We start from the raw sequence: 17,435 nt of genomic DNA on the forward strand, positions 1-17,435 counted from the left end.
AAGAAGTATGGAAAATTTCGTCGTTTCGGCCCGTAAGTACCGTCCTGCCACCTTTCGGAGCGTGGTGGGGCAGCAGCACGTGACTACCACGCTGCAAAACGCCATTGTCAGCAACCACCTGGCCCAGGCTTTCCTGTTTTGCGGTCCGCGCGGGGTGGGCAAAACCACTTGCGCCCGCATTCTGGCCAAGACTATTAACTGCCAGAACCTTTCGCCCGAAACCGAAGCCTGCGACCAGTGCGAATCCTGCCGCTCGTTTAATCAGAACGCCTCGTTCAACGTGCACGAGCTGGATGCGGCTTCCAACAACTCGGTAGAAGATATTCGCTCGCTGGTGGAGCAGGTGCGCTACGCCCCCAGACTGGCAAGTACAAGATCTATATTATTGACGAGGTGCACATGCTCTCCAACGCGGCCTTCAATGCCTTTTTGAAGACCCTGGAAGAGCCGCCCTCCTACGCCATTTTCATCCTGGCCACCACCGAGCGCCACAAGATCATTCCCACGATTCTGTCGCGCTGCCAGATCTTCGATTTCAACCGGATTCGGGTCGATGACATTGTGGGTCACCTGGGCTACATTGCTAAGCAAGAGCAGATTACGGCTGAGCCGGATGCTTTGCACCTAGTAGCCCAAAAGGCCGACGGCGCTTTGCGCGATGCCTTGTCCATCTTCGATCAGATGGTCACGTTTTCGGGCAATTCGCTGCGCTATCAGGATGTGGTGCAGAACCTGCACATTCTGGACTATGAGTACTACTTCCGGCTGGTAGACTTTCTGGTAAGTGAAAACCTCTCCGGCTCTTTGCTTTTGCTGGAAGAAATCATGCAGAACGGCTTTGATCTGCACAACTTCGTGGTGGGCGCGGCCGAGCATCTGCGCGGCTTGCTGGTGTGCAAAGACCCCGTGACGGTGCAGCTGCTGGAAGTGTCGGAAGGCATCCGGGCGCGCTACGTGCAGCAGGCGCAGGCAGCGCCGCTGCCGTTTTTGCTCTCAGCCCTGAACCTGGTAAGCCAGTGCGACCGGGAGTTTAAGCAAGCCAAAAACCAGCGTCTGCATGTGGAGCTGATGCTGATGAAGCTGACATATCTCAACGGGGCGGTGCAGTTTGCCCGCGAGCTGGGTGCTGGCTCCAACGGCGAGGCTAAAAAAAAAAGTAGCGTAAGTGGCTCAGCGTCGCAAAATGCCCCCCAGCCGACTAGTATAGCCGCGGCCAGCGCCCCAGTAGCGCAGCCGGTAGCAGTGCCATCGGCGGTAGCGCCTGCTGCTGTTCCTTCAGCTTCGAGCAATGGAGCGGCCAAAATGCCCCCCAGCATGGCTTCTTCCGAATCCGGGCTTGCTTCGGCACCCGCTGAGCCAGAGGAAATAATTCCGGTGGAAAGCGGCGTAGATGAGTTGCACGACACGCCCAGCATCGAGGACGAAGAGGCCGACTTGCCAACGGGGCAGCATCAGGTGCTTGATACGATGCCGCACGTAGATACCGGCGCGCCCAGTATGGCCGGCCACGAGCCGGATCAAACCGCGCCCACTCCAAAAATGCCCCCGCTCCCTCCCTAGCCTCCTTGACGCCGCTGAATGGTGGCAGTAAGATTCCGAGTCTGAAAGACCTGAAGGCGCAGGTAGCCCAGCAAGCCGCGGTAGTCAAAAATGCCCCCCAGGAATTGGCTGAGCCTAGCGGTCCTGCTCTGGGCCTACCCACGGTGGATGAGGAGCTGCTTCAGCGTGTGTGGCAGGAATTGAAAGAGGAAAAGCGCGCTCAGGACCGCATGAGCGAGTACTCAGTGCTGAATCGGGCGGTGAAGGTTAACGAGCAGCATGTGATTGAGCTGGTGGTTGATAACCCGATTCAGATTGATCAGTTCAACGATTTTCGGATTGAGTTTCTGACGGAGCTGCGGCGGCGTACAGGCTATCCGCGTCTCACGGTGCAGCCCATTATGGGGGAGCAGGTGCAAACCGCGCGCAAGCTCTATACCTCGGCTGATAAGTTTGAATATCTGGCGGAGAAGTTTCCGTCGTTGCGCGAGATGAAGCAGCGCCTGGGCCTCGACACTGATTTTTAACAAACTAGTCGAACACTGTAGAGACACATACTTGTGTCTCGTCGTTGTTTAGCAATGGCGATGTGCATGAGGTTTGTTCAACGCTGAGACACAAGTATGTGTCTCTACACCTTCACCTCGCATCTAACTCCTGAATCAGCTTGACTTTCTTTAGCAGTTTGATTGACAGGCTTTTACCTCACCGCCAGCAGCGCCTGATTACGGGCTTGTTCCTCGGGCTGCTCCTGCTCACGGGCCTGCTGCTGCACCGCGACTACGGCGTATCGGCTGATGAGCGAGTTGATCGGCTGAACGGGATGGTGAACGTCAAGTACATGGCGGAGCTGGTGGCGCCGGCCCTAGTTCGAAACCAGGCTGGCTACCACCTTATTCCCCCGCTCAAAAAATACATCGAAAACGACCACGGCGTCGCGTTTGAGATACCGATGGCTTTGGTGAGCTTCGTGCTTACGCGGGGCGATGCACAAGCCGCTTATTATGTGCGGCACTTGTGCATTTTTCTGGTGTTCGTGGCCGGAGTGTACGCGTTATTTCGCCTCAGTGGCATATACCTGAAAAGCTGGCGCTGGGCACTGCTTACGGCACTTTTGCTAGTGCTTTCGCCCCGCCTTTTTGCTGATGCGTTTTACAATGCCAAGGACATCGTGTTCATGGCGCTGTTCACGCTTGGCATCTACTCCCTGCTTCGCTTCATCCGGCAGCCTTCCCTGCTGCGGGCTTTGCTTCACGCCTTGGTTACCGCCCTTACCGTGGATATCCGCATTCTAGGTATGCTGCTGGCAGCTTTCACCGTGGGCATGGTGGGCTTGGAACTGCTCTCACGGCCGAATGAGCAACGTACTGATAATCGGCAGCTTATGCGGAGCACCCTGCTGTATCTGGCCGTTACTCCGGTGGCTGTTCTCATTGGGTGGCCTGCGCTTTGGGAAGCGCCCCTGACCAACCTGCTGGCTTCTTTTCACAGCTTAAGTAAATATCCATTCAAGGGTACGCTTCTGTATTGGGGCAACTTCATTCATCTGCCAGCCGACCCGTTGCCCTGGCACTACATTCCGGGGTGGATTCTGGTCACGACGCCTTTGGCGTATACACTGGCGGGCGTGGGGGGCTTTTTACTGACCCTGCATTCTCTGCTGAGCCCGTGGCGCACGTTTCTGCGGACGCCGGAACACCGCCGAAACCTGTTGTTGCTGCTGTGGCTGCTGGTGCCGCCTTTGCTGGTTATCGGGCTGAATTCAATTTTGTACAATGCGTGGCGGCATCTGTTTTTTATTTATCCCGCGCTGCTAATTCTGGCGGTTCGGGGTCTGCAATACTTGTATAGCCTAACGCGCCACGCGTCCAAAGCGCGGGTATGGGCTGCTACGCTGCTGCTTGTAGCTGGAGTGGAAGTAGCTTACACCGCCGTGCGCATGGTCAGAATGCATCCGCATCAGTACGTGTATTTCAGCTTTTTGCCCCCCATCGCCGCCGAGCGACTGTTTGAGCTTGATTACTGGGGACTTTCCTACAGAGAAGGGCTGGAATGGGTGCTGGCCCACGATCCGAATCCGCAGATAACCATCAGTGGCAACCCGAGCTACCTGGACAATAATATGCTGATTTTGCCCCCCAGTCAGCGTGCGCGCCTGCGCTACATTCCCAGCCGGGCCGAAACGCCCACGGATGCCCGCTACTTCCTGACCGCTTACCATTACTACGGCGCACGCCCCAAAACGTACCCGGACAGCCTGGGGCGGGAGGTATACACCATCCGGGCCGATGGCCTGCGCATCTTTTCAGTGTTTAAGCGCTGGTAAGCGGCTTGTTTCCTCACTTTATGCCTTCTCCAGGTTCATTCTTGAAGTCGCTGCTTTCTGTTCGCCGGGTCGTGGTGGGGGGCTTTTTTGGCCTGCTCCTGCTCACGGGTTTGCTGCTCCACCGCGACTACGGCGTATCCGTAGACGAGCCGCGCCACAAGCTCAATGGCATGGTCAATATCAAGTATGTCGGGGAGATGCTGGCGCCAGAGCTCGTGCGCCGGCAAGCGGGTACGGAGCTGATTCCGGCCCTCAAAGGCTACAGCGAAAATGACCACGGCGTCGCGTTTGAGGTACCGATGGCCTTGCTGAATTTTGCCTTCACGCGCAACAACACCCAGGCCGCTTACTGGCTGCGCCACTTGTGTATTTTTCTCGTCTTCGTGGCCGGAGTGTATGCCCTGTATGGGTTGGCTACGCTGCGCTTTCAAAGCTGGCGCTGGGGTCTGCTGACAGCTTTGCTTCTGGTGCTCTCGCCCCGTTTCTTTGCCGAGGCGTTTTATAATGCCCAGGATATCGTGTTCATGGCGCTGTTTACGCTGAGTATCTACTCCCTAGACTGCTTCCTGCGTCGGCCTACTTACTTGCGCGCCTTGCTGCACGCGTTGGCTACCGCCCTGGCTATCGACGTGCGCATTCTGGGCGTGATGAGTGTGGCTTTTACGCTGGGCATGGTGGGGCTTGAACTGCTGCTGAAACCTCAGGCTGAGCGGGCCAGCAAGCTACAGCTAGTCAGAAACACAGCGCTTTACTTACTGGCATCAGCAGCGTTTGCTGTTATAGGCTGGCCCGCCCTTTGGGAAGCGCCGCTCACCAATTTTGTGGCAATTTTTCGAAGCATGAGTCATTTCGGCTGGCATTCCAAAGTCTTCTACTTCGGCCAGTATTTGCCGGGCCGTGAGATTCCGTGGCACTACATTCCGGTCTGGATCAGCATCACCACGCCCCTGCCCTACCTGGTGGCCGCGCCCCTAGGCATGGGGGCCGAACTGCGGCACTTTGTACGCGGCGGCCTGGCTGGGCTTGGCACGCTGGAGGTGCGCCTGGGTCTGCTCGGGCTGGTCTGGCTGCTGGGGCCTATGCTGCTAGTGATAGTGTTGCACTCAGTGGTTTACAACGGCTGGCGCCACCTGTACTTCGTTTATCCGGCCCTGCTGCTGCTCACGGTGCAGGGCGTGCGCACCCTGTTTCATTGGAGCAATCGGGCGACTACCTGGCGCGGGCTGGCCTACGTGCTCTTGGGGGTGGGCGGGCTGGAAGTAGCTCACACGGTGGTGCGCATGGTGCGCCTGCACCCCCACCAGCAGATGTACTTTAGCTTTTTACCCGCCCAGACCGTAGTCGGGCAGTTTGACCGCGACTACTGGGGCTTGTCCTACCGCCAGGGTCTGGAGTGGATCTTGGCCCATGACCCCAGCCCCCAAATCGCCTATAGCGGCGACCCATGGATGTTGTATTGTGGTACCTTGCTGCTGCCAGAAGATCAGAAAAAAAGGCTCAAGTACATCTGGAATGCCAACCGCCGGGAAGTCCGGTACTTTCTGACGACCTACCACCAGCATAACTACCCCCACTCTTACCCTGATAGCGTGGGACTAGGCCGCGAAGTGCATACCATTCTGGCAGAAGACCTCCCGATTCTTTCCGTGTATCAGCAAAAATGATAAAAAAGCCCCCAGCATAATGCTGGGGGGCTTTTTTTTTGTAATGCTACATCCACCATTGCATACAGACGTGCCGCCGGTGGCTGGATAGGCGGGTATTCCATTCATACAGCCGGCGCTACTACAGCTGCAAACGGATACATGAGTTGCAGCGCTTCAGCTTAGATACAGCATAATCTTACCTAAATGCTGTATCGTTTTTAATTCCAGCCCCCACCAAGTATCTTTGATTTCTTATTGCTCTGCCCTGTTTTCTGCACCGGAAATTCTGTGAAAAAACCCTTTCTGCTTCTATTTCCGGCCATAGCCGCGCTTGGCCTGACTACCGAGTGCCAATCCACGAAAACGGCCTCTACCGGCAATGCTACCACTGATGCTCCAACGCAGGCCAGTGCCCCAGCCGCCAAAGAATACAAATACGAGACGGTAGAAGGCGACCCACTCAAAGCGCGCATCTACACCCTGGATAATGGCCTGACGGTTTATTTATCGGATTACGATGATGCGCCGCGCATCCAGACCTATCTGGCGGTGCGGGCAGGGTCCAAGAACGACCCGAGCACGGCTACCGGCCTGGCGCACTACTTGGAGCACATGGTGTTCAAAGGCACCTCCCGCCTGGGCACCCAAAACTGGGAAGCAGAAAAGGCGGAACTAGCTAAGATTGAAGCGCTTTACGAGAAGTACCGCGGCACCCGCGACGTGAATTTGCGCAAGCAGCTTTACCACCAGATCGACTCTGTATCGGGGATAGCGGCCAAGTATGCCGTAGCCAACGAGTACGATAAGGTGATGGGCGCTATCGGCTCCAAGGGCTCTAATGCTTACACATCGGTGGAGCAGACGGTGTATCAGGAGGATATTCCGAGCAACCAGCTGGAGAAGTGGGCCGCCATTCAGGCCGAGCGCATGGGCGAGATGGTACCGCGCCTGTTTCATACGGAGCTGGAGGCCGTGTACGAGGAGAAAAATCGTACTCTGGACAACGACTTCAGTAAGGAGTTTCAGGCTCTGAACGCCAGCTTGTACCAGAAGCACCAGTACGGCACCCAGACGACCATCGGTACCATTGAGCACTTGCAGAATCCGTCAATCACGGAGATCAAGGCCTATTTCGATAAGTATTACGTTCCGAACAACGTAGCACTGGCGCTGAGCGGTGATTTGGATTACGACCAGACTATTCGCATCATTGACCAGTATTTCGGCAAGCTGCCCCGCAAGGCCGAGCCCACGTTTACCATAGCGCAGGAAGCCCCGATTACGGCGCCCATCGTGAAGGAAATAGTAGGCCCGGATGCTGAGAACGTCATGCTGGGTTTCCGCTTCCCCGGCACCACTACGCCGGATGCGGTGGTGCTGCGCATGATTGACAAGATTCTGACCAACGGTCAGGCGGGTCTGATTGACCTGAACCTAAACCAGCAGCAGAAGGTGTTGCAGGCTGCCTCGTTTACGGACATCAACAACGACTATTCTTCTCACATTTTGTACGCCACGCCCCGCCAGGGCCAGAGCCTGGATCAGGTGCGCGACTTGCTGCTGGCTCAGCTGGACAAGGTGAAGAAGGGCGACTTTCCGGAGTGGCTGATTCCGGCCATTATCAACAACGAAAAGCTCCAGCGCACCAAGAGCTACGAGAGCAATGAGTCGCGGGCGGGTGCTTTTGTGTCCGCTTTCGTGGCGCGCATGCCGTGGAAGGACTATTTGAAGCAGTACGACGAGTTTGCCGCCGTTACGAAAGAAGACGTGATGCGCGTGGCCAACCAGTATTATGGCCCCGGCTACGCCCTCATTTATAAGCGCACGGGCAAAGACACGAGCACGCCCAAAGTGGTGAAGCCCGCCATTACGCCGGTGCCGGTGAATCGGGAGGTGGCTTCGTCGTTCTATAAGGAAGTAGTGGACAAGCCGACCCCGGAGTTGCAGCCGGTGTTCGTTGATTACAAGAAGGATATTCAGGAGCTGAAGCTGGCTTCGGGCATTCCGGTGTTTTACACCAAGAACACCGAAAACGAGCTATTCAATCTGTACTATATCCTTGACCTCGGCACCAACAACGACCCCAAGCTGGGTCTGGCGGCCGACTATCTGCAATATCTCGGCACCGATAAATACTCGGCAGCGCAATTGCAGCAGGAGTTTTATAAGCTGGGTTGCTCGTTCAGCGTGAGCAGCGGCGCCGACCGCGTGTATGTGAGCCTGGCCGGCCTGGACAGTAGCTTCGAGCCGGCTTTGCAGCTGTTCGAAAGCCTGCTGGCTAACCCCAAGCCCGACGCCAAAGCGCTCAGCGACATGGTGGCCGGCGTGCTTAAAGCCCGCAAAGACGCCAAACTGAATAAGCAGGTGATTCTGAGCCAGGCAATGGTGAACTACGCCAAATTTGGCCCCCAGAATCCGTTTACGACCCAACTTTCGGAAAAGCAGCTAAAAGCACTGAAGCCCCAGGATCTGACGGCGCTGACGAAGAAGCTGACTTCGTATCAGCACCGTGCGCTATACTACGGCCCACGGCCAGCCGACGGCTTGGTAGCGGTACTGAATACGGCTCACAAAACGCCCCCCACCCTCACGCCGGTACCCGCCAACAAGGATTTTGCGGAGCAGCCCATGAAGGACCGTAAGGTGTATTGGGTGGACTACAACATGGTGCAGGCTGAAATCCTGTTCCTGACCAAGGGCGACGTGTACGACAAAACCTTGGTACCCACGGTGAGCTTGTACAACGAGTACTTCGGCAGCGGCATGGGTAGCATCGTGTTCCAGGAGCTGCGCGAGTCCAAGGCGCTGGCGTATTCGGCCTACGCGCGCTACTCTAATGCCGACAAGCAGGGCCGCTCCAACTACGTGATGAGCTATATCGGCACGCAGAGCGATAAGCTGCCCGAGGCTATGACCGGTATGGCCACTTTGCTCAACGATATGCCCGTGGCCGAGGCCAATCTGCAAATCGCGAAGAACTCGATTCGCAACAGCATTGCCACGGAGCGCATCACCAAGTCGGATATCCTGTTCAGCTACGAGCGCGCCAAGCGCCTGGGCCTCGACTACGACCTGCGCCGCGATGTGTATGAGAAAACGGCCAATATGAGTTTCGACGACCTGAAGAAGTTTCAGGAAGCGAAGGTGAAAAATCAAGCCCAGACGATTCTGGTTATTGGTTCGAAAGACCGCCTGAATTTCAAGGAGCTGGCCAAGTATGGCAAAGTAGAGCAGCTCACGCTGAAAGAGATATTTGGGTACTAAAAGGCCCCCCAGCACAGTAAAAACTTCATCTTACCAATAACTGTCAGCTTACACCTGACAACTCTTACACAATGGCAGAACAGAAGATCACCATCAAAAACGGCAAGCTGAATGTCCCTGATAAGCCTACTATTCCTTTTATTGAAGGCGATGGTACGGGTCCGGACATTTGGGCTGCTTCGCGGAGAGTGCTTGACGCGGCCGTGGAGAAAGCCTACGGCGGTAAGCGCCAGCTGATGTGGAAAGAGGTGATGGCCGGCGAAAAGTCGTTTAAGCAAACCGGCAACTGGCTGCCCAATGAGACTTTGGATGCTTTCCGCGAGTATTTGGTAGGCATAAAAGGCCCCCTGACGACGCCCGTAGGCGGTGGTATTCGCTCGCTGAATGTGGCCCTGCGCCAGGAGCTTGATTTGTACGCGTGCGTGCGCCCCGTGCGTTGGTTTGAGGGCGTGCCCTCGCCCGTTAAGCAGCCGGAGCTGACCGACATGGTCATTTTCCGCGAGAACACGGAGGATATCTATGCCGGTATTGAGTATATGAACGGCACGCCCCAGGCTCAGAAAATGCTGGAATTTCTGCAGGATGAGATGGGCGTGAAGAAGATTCGCTTCCCCGAGTCGTCGTCTTTCGGCATTAAGCCGGTGTCGAAAGAAGGCACGGAGCGCCTCGTGCGCGCAGCCATCCAGTATGCCATCGAGCACAAAAAGCCTTCCGTGACCATCGTGCACAAGGGCAACATTATGAAGTTCACAGAGGGCGCGTTCAAAACCTGGGGCTACGAGCTGGCCGAGCGCGAGTTTGGCGACAAAGTGTACACTTGGGCCCAGTACGACCGCGCCGCAGCCAAGCAGGGCCAGGACGTAGCCAACGCCCAGCAGAAGGCAGCCCTCGACGGCGGCAAAATCCTGATCAAAGACAGCATTGCCGATGCTTTCCTGCAGCAGATTCTGCTCCGCCCCGCCGACTACTCGGTGGTAGCAACCCTGAACCTAAACGGCGACTATATCTCCGACGCGCTGGCGGCCATAGTGGGTGGTATCGGCATTGCGCCGGGGGCCAATATCAACTACCTCACCGGCCACGCTATCTTCGAAGCGACCCACGGCACGGCACCCAAGTACGCCGGCCAAGACAAAGTAAACCCCGGCTCGGTGATTCTGTCCGGCGCCCTAATGCTGGAGCACCTGGGCTGGCAGGAAGCTGCCGACCTCATTTACAAAGGCCTCGAAACCGCCATCGCCTCCAAGCGCGTAACCTACGACTTCGAGCGTTTGATGGAAGGTGCTACGCTGTTGAAATGCAGTGAGTTTGGCGACGAGATTATCAAGGATATGTAGTAGCTTGGCTTTTGCCAAGTACTTAATAAAACCCCGCGGTGGCTTTAGCTGGCGTGGGGTTTCTATTTAAACTATTTCCAAGTATGATTTTTCACATTATGAAGAGATTTTTACGTGACAATAAAATATATTTTGAAGTATTTTCATTTTTAGTAATTGGAATATGCGGCCTAATTATTACTTATTACCAGTACAAAGTCGCTAGCCAAGAGTTAGCTATTCATCAAAGTCAAGCTTCACCTCTATTAAGATTAGAATTATAGCAACAATACAATGAGCATGAAAAGTTTTTTGACACTGATGTATTAAATATTTACAATGATGGAGAAGCCATAAAGGATGTTAGAGTGAAAATAAATAGTTTTATTCCCTTCCAGTACAATAATAACAATAAATATAAAGGGAAGATAAAGCTTTACCTGCCAATAATAGACTATTTCAGTGTAAGGTCTCTAAAAAACCAATTTAAGGGTAAAATAGGAGAATTTTATAGATATGGAAATTACAAGACATATCATGATAGAATATACATAAAATGTTTATATTTTAATCATAATAACAAAAAAATTCATATAGAACCAGAAAAAATTGTTGTACTAAAAATATCGTATAATGATATAATAAACAATAGTTATACAGAATACTTTAATGTAACTGCCGGGTTTGGAGAAAGAATGATAAAAAGGGATTATGAGTCAATATTGAATAAAAGTAATGAGCAATTTAGTAATAGAATTATAAGAGTTGAGGACATAAGTTTTGAGGACTTACTAACAATCGCCCAAGATTCTATTAACAATATTAGAAATAATTGATTATTGTTCTAAATTGACCCTAAACAGTGCGAGCTTGTATCTCGTGACTTGCCTTGAGGTGGTGGTACCTTCCCGTCAATGTCGCGCCAGCGGCAAAAAAGAAGCCGCTTAGGTAATCCAAGCGACGTTGTTCTGGCGTGGGAGGCACAGCCTCCCGGCATGGCTGGTCACCAGTTACGCTGCGCTAAACTCGCGCCAGTGGCCGTGCTATTAAAAAATAGCAGCAACGGAAACCTGCACTGATTAAAACTTAAATTCCTGCATGCCTGCGACTTTCTTAAGCCTGATATGATTCAGGCCATGCGTATATCGGGCGCTGAGGCTTACGTTAGTAAACAGCCTCACTCCTAGGCCGGCCGTAGCGCCAATGCTTCGCTCCTCCGTGTCGCGTGTAGTAGTTACTGTTTGGCCGTTTGCATGCTTTTCGGCTTGAATCAATAAATCAAACTGTGGCCCGGCCATAAGGCTAACGCGTTGGAAAACAGTGTATTGAATCAAGACCGGCAGGGAGAGATAATCGAAGACGTAGGCTGTGGCGCTGCTCGTTTCCTTGCTTTGCATGCGTGTCCACAGGTAGTCTTGCTGAAGAGCGAATTTTTCATTCAGCCTGATTCCTACCAGCAGACCAGCGGTAAAGCCCGGCTTCCATTGATTTTCAACCGGAGCAGCTGGTCTCGGATAGCCTTTGTTGAAGTTCATAGCGGACAAATTGCTCCCCACGCTCGCCCCAAAATAGACCACCTTGTTTCTGAATGGCGTTTGTTGTGCAGGATGCTCCTGCGCAGCGATTGTTGGCTGTGGTACATAGTCTGTATCCTGCGCTTTTGCTTGCAAACAAAGACACGTTATCAGACTTAGCGTTAGGGCATCCTTCATCTTCAAAATGTACATAATATACTATGTATTATGCACACCTTGGTCTCAGCCTTGTTGGGGTATTTCCGTAAGCGCTCGGCTCAACCCAGCCGATAGGCCAACAGGAAGCTGTGGGGGGCTTTTTATTCAGGATGAGAAGCTTATAAGCTGCTCTTTTATGAGCAAGCCACCCTGCGTGTACCCGTTTTCATTTATGCAGTTACCTTACTGCCAGCAAATGGTTTATTTGCCGCTGCATCCCGTATATACCGCTAACCTGAACCAACTCTATCCATGAAAAAGCACTTTTCCCGATACCTGCTGCTCTCCACGGGCCTTGTCGGGAGCCTATCCTTATTTGCGCTCACCTCCGAGAATAAAATTGTAGCCGACCCCGACAACGCCGGCCTGAAGCTGCCCGCCGGCTTTGGCGCCCTAAAAGTGGCCGAAACCGGCGCCCGCACCCGCCACATTACCGTCACGCCCCAAGGCACGATTTACGTTAAGCTGAACCGGCCCAACAAGGAAGGCAAAGGAATTCTGATGCTGCGCGAAACCAGCGGCGGCAAAGCCGAGGTAGTCAACGGCTTCAGCAACTACGGCGGCACGGGCATCTACAGCGTCCCCGGTTTTCTGTACGCTTCCTCCAATGACGCCGTGTATCGGTACAAGCTCAGCCCCAAGGGCGAGGTAACGAACCCCACCCAGCCCGAAAAGATTATCACCGGCCTTATCAACCGGCGGCAGCACGAAAGCAAGTCGATAACCCAGGATAAGGCGGGCAATATTTACGTCAATATTGGGGCTTATTCCAACGCCTGCCAGGTGAAAGACCGGCAGAAAGGCTCGCTGGGCCGGCCCAATTGCCCCATACTAGATTCGGCGGGCGGCATTTGGCAGTTCCGGGCCGATAAGCTCAACCAGACCTACGCCAACGGCACGCGCTATGCTACCGGCCTGCGCAACGTGGTAGGCCTGGACTGGAATACGCAGGCTAATCAGCTCTTCGTAATGCAGCACGGTCGCGACCAGCTTCACGACAACTTCCCGGAGCTATACGACACGAAGCAGTCGGCGGAGCTGCCAGCTGAGTGCATGTACGCGCTCAATAAAGGCGACAACGCCGGCTGGCCTTACATGTACTACGACAATGTGCAGCGCAAGAAAATGATGGCCCCCGAGTACGGCGGCGACGGCAAAAAAGAGGCAACCGGCAACTACATAGACCCCGCCGCCGCCTACCCCGCCCACACAGCCCCGAACGCGCTGCTGTTTTACACCGGCACCATGTTTCCGGAGAAATACCGCAACGGCGCTTTCATCGCCTTCCACGGCTCCTGGAACCGTGCCCCTGAGCCGCAGAAGGGTTATTACATCGCCTTCCAGCCCTTCAAAGACGGTAAGCCCTCAGGTGAATGGGAAGTATTTGCGGACAACTTTGCCGGTGCGCCCGACAAAGCCGCTGCTGGTCGGCCCGACCACAAGCCCTGCGGCCTGGCCCAGGGTCCCGACGGCTCGCTCTATGTCACCGACGATAAGCAGGGCACGATTTACCGCATTGTATACGCTAAAAAATAAGCCCTTTGATGAAGCAGATCTTTATCGTTGTGTGCGCGCTGACTTTGCTTAGTCAGTCGGCCGTTGCTCAACAAAAAACGCCCCCCAAAGCCAAGCCAACCACCAAAAAAGCTGCCACTGCTGCTCCCAAAACTGCGGCGGTTGCGGCCGCTACCCTCACGGCCGGCAAAGCGGTGTACACCCAGAACTGCCTGACCTGCCACATGGCCGATGGCGGTGGCGTGGAAAGAATGAATCCGCCCCTAAACGGCACCACTTGGGTACTGGGCGATAAAACCAGGTTGGTAAAAGTGGTACTCAACGGCCTGGAGGGCGAAGACATCGACGGCGAGTCGTACGCCAGCGTGATGCCCGCCTTCGACGCCCTCACCGACAAGCAGATTTCTGACGTGCTGACTTACGTGCGCAACAGCTTTGGCAACAAAGCCACGGCTATATCCGCAGCGGAGGTGAAAACAATCAGGGCTTCTAATAAGAAGTAAATGCTTGCTCATACGCCAAATCGGCCGCCGTTGCTCCCGGGCAGCGGCGGCCGGTTTGTTTAGTACGCTTCAGCAGCGTGTTTTAGAACACGAGCCGTTACGGAAAGCTGCCCTACGTGGCGCATCGTGTGCTCGGCTGCGTGAACCAGCAGGCCCAGCACCGTGGAGGGCAACATGGCTCGCCCCACGCCGCGCGGCTCCGTTAGCGTGGCTTCGTTGGTGGTGCGTAGCTGCGTAAGCGCTTGCTCTACCTGATTGTGAAACGCCTGCACAAGCTCAGGCACAAGGCAGCCCGCCGGGGGCATTTTCCTTCTATTGCCAGCGCTTCCAGCTGCGCAGGCGTAAGCTGCCGGCCTCGGGCATACGTGAAGGTGCGGTCGAGTACGCCGGTGAGGTGCTGGAGGTGAAAACCAATGGAGGCCACACCCGCCGGCTTCTCCCAAAGTAGTGTTTCGGGGAAGCCGTGCAGCAGCTTGCTTACTTCTTCGCGGGCCTGGAGCAGGGCATGGGCTACGGGCTGGAGCAAAGGCGGCATATCGGGCAAGGGGCCGCGCAGCCAGACTTCCCGGGTATCGGTGGGGGGCATTTTTGCTGATTTAAATGAAGGGTTAACAAATAGGAAGTTAGTCAAGATACTGGGGCAATTCTAGTTACGGCCGTATCTTTGGGCATGTTGGAAGTATCGAAGCGAGGCCACGCCATGCCGGTGTCGCCTTTTAGGAAGTTGTTGCCCCACGCCGAAGCGGCCCGGAAGCGCGGCCTCAAGGTGCATCATTTAAATATCGGTCAGCCCGATATAGAAACGCCCCCCGCCGTGCTGGAAGCGGTGCAAAAAGCCAATATACGGGTGCTGGAGTACAGCGCCAGTGCCGGCCACGAGAGCTACCGCCAGAAGCTTGCCGCGTATTATCAGCGCGCCGGCATCGATGTAACCGCCGACGAAATCATCGTAACGGCGGGCGGCTCCGAGGCTATCCTGTTTGCCATGCTGAGCTGCCTGAACCCCGGCGACGAGGTGATAATGTCGGAGCCTTTTTATGGTGCTTACACGGCCTTTACTGTTGCCGCTGGGGTGCATATCGTGCCGGTTTTGGCGCACATAGAGAATGGCTTTGCCCTGCCTCCCATCGGTGAATTCGAGCGGGTTATTACTCCGCGCACCAAGGCCATTTTAATCTGCAATCCGAATAACCCAACGGGCCACGTGTATCGGCGCGAAGAGCTGGAGCAGCTGCGCGACATTTGCCTGCGCCACCACCTGTATCTGTTTTCCGACGAAGCTTACCGCGAATTCTGCTACGATTCGCCCTACGTAAGCGCCCTGCACCTTTCGGGCGTAGACGAGCACGTGGTGTTGCTGGATACTATTTCGAAGCGCTATAGTGCCTGCGGGGCCCGTTTGGGGGCTTTTGTTACCAAAAACAAAGCCCTGTACGCCGTGGCCCTGAAGTTTGCCCAAATGCGGATCAGTCCGCCCGGCCTGGCGCAGCTGCTGGGCGAGGCGGCCACTGATTTGCCCCCCACCTACTTCGACGCTACCAAAACGGAGTACCTCGCCCGCCGCGACCTGATGGTGAGCCGCTTGCGTGCCATGCCCGGCGTGGAATGTCCTTTACCGGGCGGCGCATTTTACGTGATGGCCCGGCTGCCCGTCGACGACTGCGAACGCTTTGGCCAATGGCTGCTGGAGTCGTTTTCGTATGAGAATCAAACGGTAATGCTGACGCCCGCTGCTGGCTTTTACGCGACTCCAGGCCGCGGCCGCGACGAAGTGCGTCTTGCTTACGTGCTCAACCTCGATACGCTGGACGCGGCCCTGACTTGCCTGGAAAAAGCCCTGATAGCCTATCCGGGCAGAACCCAGCCTCTAGCGCCCACTCTGCAAGCTGCCACGCTGTAGCGCTATAATCAGCGGGCATCAAGCTGCGCCGCGCGGCTTTTCGCTTGATGCTGCATCCTACTTTTGCCCCCCAGACACTTTATTTCTTATGCTCGCTCTACTTTCTTCTACCCTTGGTCGCCTGCGCGTGGTTGGCTTTTTGGAAGGGCTTTCTTTTCTCGTGCTTCTCGGCATTGCGATGCCGCTCAAATATATGGCTGGCCTGCCGGAGGCCGTCCGCATGGTTGGTATGGCCCACGGACTTTTGTTTGTGCTGTATGTGCTGCTGGTGATTATGGCCACTATCGAGCTGGGCTGGTCTTTCAAGAAGGCTGTGCTGGCTTTTCTGGCTTCACTGGTTCCATTTGGCACTTTTTACGCTGATAAGAAGCTGTTTCGGGAGTAGAATACTTTCAAACTCAGAACGTCATGCAGAGGCGGAGCCGAAGCATGACGTTCTTTCTGAATGAGGTTCTTTATTAGAACACATTATACTGCGTCATCACCCCAACAAAAAAGGGTCGTCATTGCTGACGACCCTTTTTATTTATTGAAGCTGCGATTTTACAGTGTTGCCATGTCAATCACAAAGCGATATTTCACGTCGCTTTTAACCATGCGGTCATAGGCTTCGTTGATGTTGTCGATCGGGATGATTTCGATATCCGACATAATGTTGTGCTCTGCGCAGAAGTCCAGCATTTCCTGAGTTTCGGCGATGCCGCCGATGAGGGAGCCAGCCAGACGGCGGCGCTTGCTGATGAGGTTGAAGGCGTGCACCTGCGGCGCTTCCGGCGGTACGCCGAGCAATACCATCGTACCATCGAGGCGCAGCGTGGCCAGGTACAGGTTCAGGTCGAGGGGCGCGGAAACCGTGTTGATGATGATGTCGAAGTAGTTCTGGACGCTTTTCATGGCCTCCTTATCCTTGGTTACCACGAATTTGTGAGCGCCCAAAGCTTTGGCATCAGCTTCCTTATTAGGCGACGTGCTGAGCACAGTTACTTCGGCACCCATGGCGGCGGCCAGCTTTACGGCCATGTGGCCCAGGCCGCCGAGGCCCATAACGCCTACCCGGTCGCCTTCCTTCACATTCCATTGGCGCAGAGGCGAGTACGTAGTAATGCCAGCGCACAGCAGCGGCGCTACCCGCGCCAGATCCAGCTTGTCAGATACGCGCAGCACGAAGTTTTCATCCACTACTACCTGGTTGGAATAGCCGCCGTAGGTGGGCTCCTGCGTTTTAAGCTCACGGCCGTTGTAAGTACCCACAAAGCCTACTTCGCAGTATTGCTCCAGCTGCTGCTCGCAGCTCGAGCACGTGCGGCAGGAGTCGACCATACAGCCCACGCCGGCCAGGTCGCCTTCCTTGAATTTCTTGACATGCTGGCCAACCTGCGTAACGCGGCCCACAATTTCGTGGCCGGGTACCATCGGGAAAATGGAGCCGCCCCACTCGTCGCGCACCTGGTGTACATCGGAGTGGCACACGCCACAGAACAGAATCTCTATTTGCACATCGTGCGGGCCTACTTCGCGGCGCTCAAAGTTGAAGGGAGTCAGGGGCGCATTGGCCGTTTGGGCCGCGTAACCTTTTACTTGGGTCATGGTCTTGGTTTTGGAGAGTTGTGTAAAGAGCGAAAATCAATAACTCACTGCCGAGCGGGAAGTTTAGCAGCCCGACGGCCCATTTCGGTTTAAACAGGCTTTTGGC

General features: G+C 55.0%; 11 protein-coding genes and 2 pseudogenes. 10 read left to right on the plus strand and 3 right to left on the minus strand.

The genetic code is table 11. The annotated features are described in order from the left end of the window. Positions 1-7 precede the first annotated feature (7 nt). From H9L05_RS03460 to icd, 6 genes and pseudogenes are all read left to right on the plus strand, one after another. A pseudogene (locus tag H9L05_RS03460) lies at positions 8-1,374 on the plus strand (DNA polymerase III subunit gamma/tau); the annotation flags it as partial. 191 nt (positions 1,375-1,565) lie between these two features. Continuing rightward, a complete protein-coding gene (locus H9L05_RS03465; RefSeq protein ID WP_187733041.1) occupies positions 1,566-2,066 on the plus strand; it encodes a hypothetical protein in 501 nt (166 codons plus the stop codon). Between the two features lie 158 nt (positions 2,067-2,224). After that, complete coding sequence (locus H9L05_RS03470) at positions 2,225-3,865, plus strand: hypothetical protein (RefSeq protein ID WP_187733042.1); 1,641 nt, start codon at positions 2,225-2,227, stop codon at positions 3,863-3,865. A gap of 20 nt (positions 3,866-3,885) precedes the next feature. Then, complete coding sequence (locus H9L05_RS03475; RefSeq protein WP_187733043.1) at positions 3,886-5,529, plus strand: hypothetical protein; 1,644 nt, start codon at positions 3,886-3,888, stop codon at positions 5,527-5,529. Positions 5,530-5,799: 270 nt separating this feature from the next. Next, positions 5,800-8,775: a M16 family metallopeptidase gene (locus H9L05_RS03480; RefSeq protein ID WP_223284711.1), complete on the plus strand. Its 2,976-nt coding sequence runs from the start codon at positions 5,800-5,802 to the stop codon at positions 8,773-8,775. A gap of 71 nt (positions 8,776-8,846) precedes the next feature. Next, on the plus strand, positions 8,847-10,112 hold the full coding sequence (gene icd / locus H9L05_RS03485) for an NADP-dependent isocitrate dehydrogenase (protein ID WP_187733044.1): 1,266 nt from the start codon (positions 8,847-8,849) through the stop codon (positions 10,110-10,112). 1,058 nt (positions 10,113-11,170) lie between these two features. On the opposite strand, the gene H9L05_RS03490 is transcribed toward icd, so the two are convergent. Beyond that, positions 11,171-11,761 carry a porin family protein gene (locus H9L05_RS03490; protein ID WP_187733045.1) on the minus strand — a complete coding sequence of 197 codons (591 nt, stop codon included), beginning with the start codon at positions 11,759-11,761 and terminating at the stop codon, positions 11,171-11,173. A gap of 315 nt (positions 11,762-12,076) precedes the next feature. Here H9L05_RS03490 and H9L05_RS03495 point away from each other — a divergent pair, with 315 nt between their 5' ends. Next, positions 12,077-13,360: a PQQ-dependent sugar dehydrogenase gene (locus H9L05_RS03495; RefSeq protein ID WP_187733046.1), complete on the plus strand. Its 1,284-nt coding sequence runs from the start codon at positions 12,077-12,079 to the stop codon at positions 13,358-13,360. A gap of 8 nt (positions 13,361-13,368) precedes the next feature. Further along, complete coding sequence (locus H9L05_RS03500; protein WP_187733047.1) at positions 13,369-13,842, plus strand: c-type cytochrome; 474 nt, start codon at positions 13,369-13,371, stop codon at positions 13,840-13,842. Positions 13,843-13,901: 59 nt separating this feature from the next. Here the strand turns inward: H9L05_RS03500 and H9L05_RS03505 are convergent. After that, positions 13,902-14,428, minus strand: a pseudogene (locus H9L05_RS03505) (DinB family protein). Positions 14,429-14,512: 84 nt separating this feature from the next. Here H9L05_RS03505 and H9L05_RS03510 point away from each other — a divergent pair. Further along, positions 14,513-15,742, plus strand: coding sequence for a pyridoxal phosphate-dependent aminotransferase (locus H9L05_RS03510; RefSeq protein WP_187733048.1), 1,230 nt, complete (start codon positions 14,513-14,515; stop codon positions 15,740-15,742). 88 nt (positions 15,743-15,830) lie between these two features. Then, positions 15,831-16,127: a DUF3817 domain-containing protein gene (locus H9L05_RS03515; protein WP_187733049.1), complete on the plus strand. Its 297-nt coding sequence runs from the start codon at positions 15,831-15,833 to the stop codon at positions 16,125-16,127. A 158-nt stretch (positions 16,128-16,285) separates the two neighbouring features. Here the strand turns inward: H9L05_RS03515 and H9L05_RS03520 are convergent, their stop codons facing one another. Continuing rightward, positions 16,286-17,329 carry an NAD(P)-dependent alcohol dehydrogenase gene (locus H9L05_RS03520; RefSeq protein WP_187733050.1) on the minus strand — a complete coding sequence of 348 codons (1,044 nt, stop codon included), beginning with the start codon at positions 17,327-17,329 and terminating at the stop codon, positions 16,286-16,288. Positions 17,330-17,435: the final 106 nt, after the last annotated feature.

Source organism: Hymenobacter qilianensis, from assembly GCF_014489555.1.
GTDB classification, from domain to species: domain Bacteria; phylum Bacteroidota; class Bacteroidia; order Cytophagales; family Hymenobacteraceae; genus Hymenobacter; species Hymenobacter qilianensis.

Bases quoted from the DNA above. Each gene is read 5' to 3' on its own strand.
- H9L05_RS03500 (WP_187733047.1), top strand. From the start codon at position 13,369: ATGAAGCAGATCTTTATCGTTGTGTGCGCGCTGACTTTGCTTAGTCAG.
- H9L05_RS03515 (WP_187733049.1), top strand. From the start codon at position 15,831: ATGCTCGCTCTACTTTCTTCTACCCTTGGTCGCCTGCGCGTGGTTGGC.
- H9L05_RS03475 (WP_187733043.1), top strand. From the start codon at position 3,886: ATGCCTTCTCCAGGTTCATTCTTGAAGTCGCTGCTTTCTGTTCGCCGG.
- H9L05_RS03520 (WP_187733050.1), bottom strand. From the start codon at position 17,329: ATGACCCAAGTAAAAGGTTACGCGGCCCAAACGGCCAATGCGCCCCTG.
- icd (WP_187733044.1), top strand. From the start codon at position 8,847: ATGGCAGAACAGAAGATCACCATCAAAAACGGCAAGCTGAATGTCCCT.
- H9L05_RS03510 (WP_187733048.1), top strand. From the start codon at position 14,513: ATGTTGGAAGTATCGAAGCGAGGCCACGCCATGCCGGTGTCGCCTTTT.
- H9L05_RS03495 (WP_187733046.1), top strand. From the start codon at position 12,077: ATGAAAAAGCACTTTTCCCGATACCTGCTGCTCTCCACGGGCCTTGTC.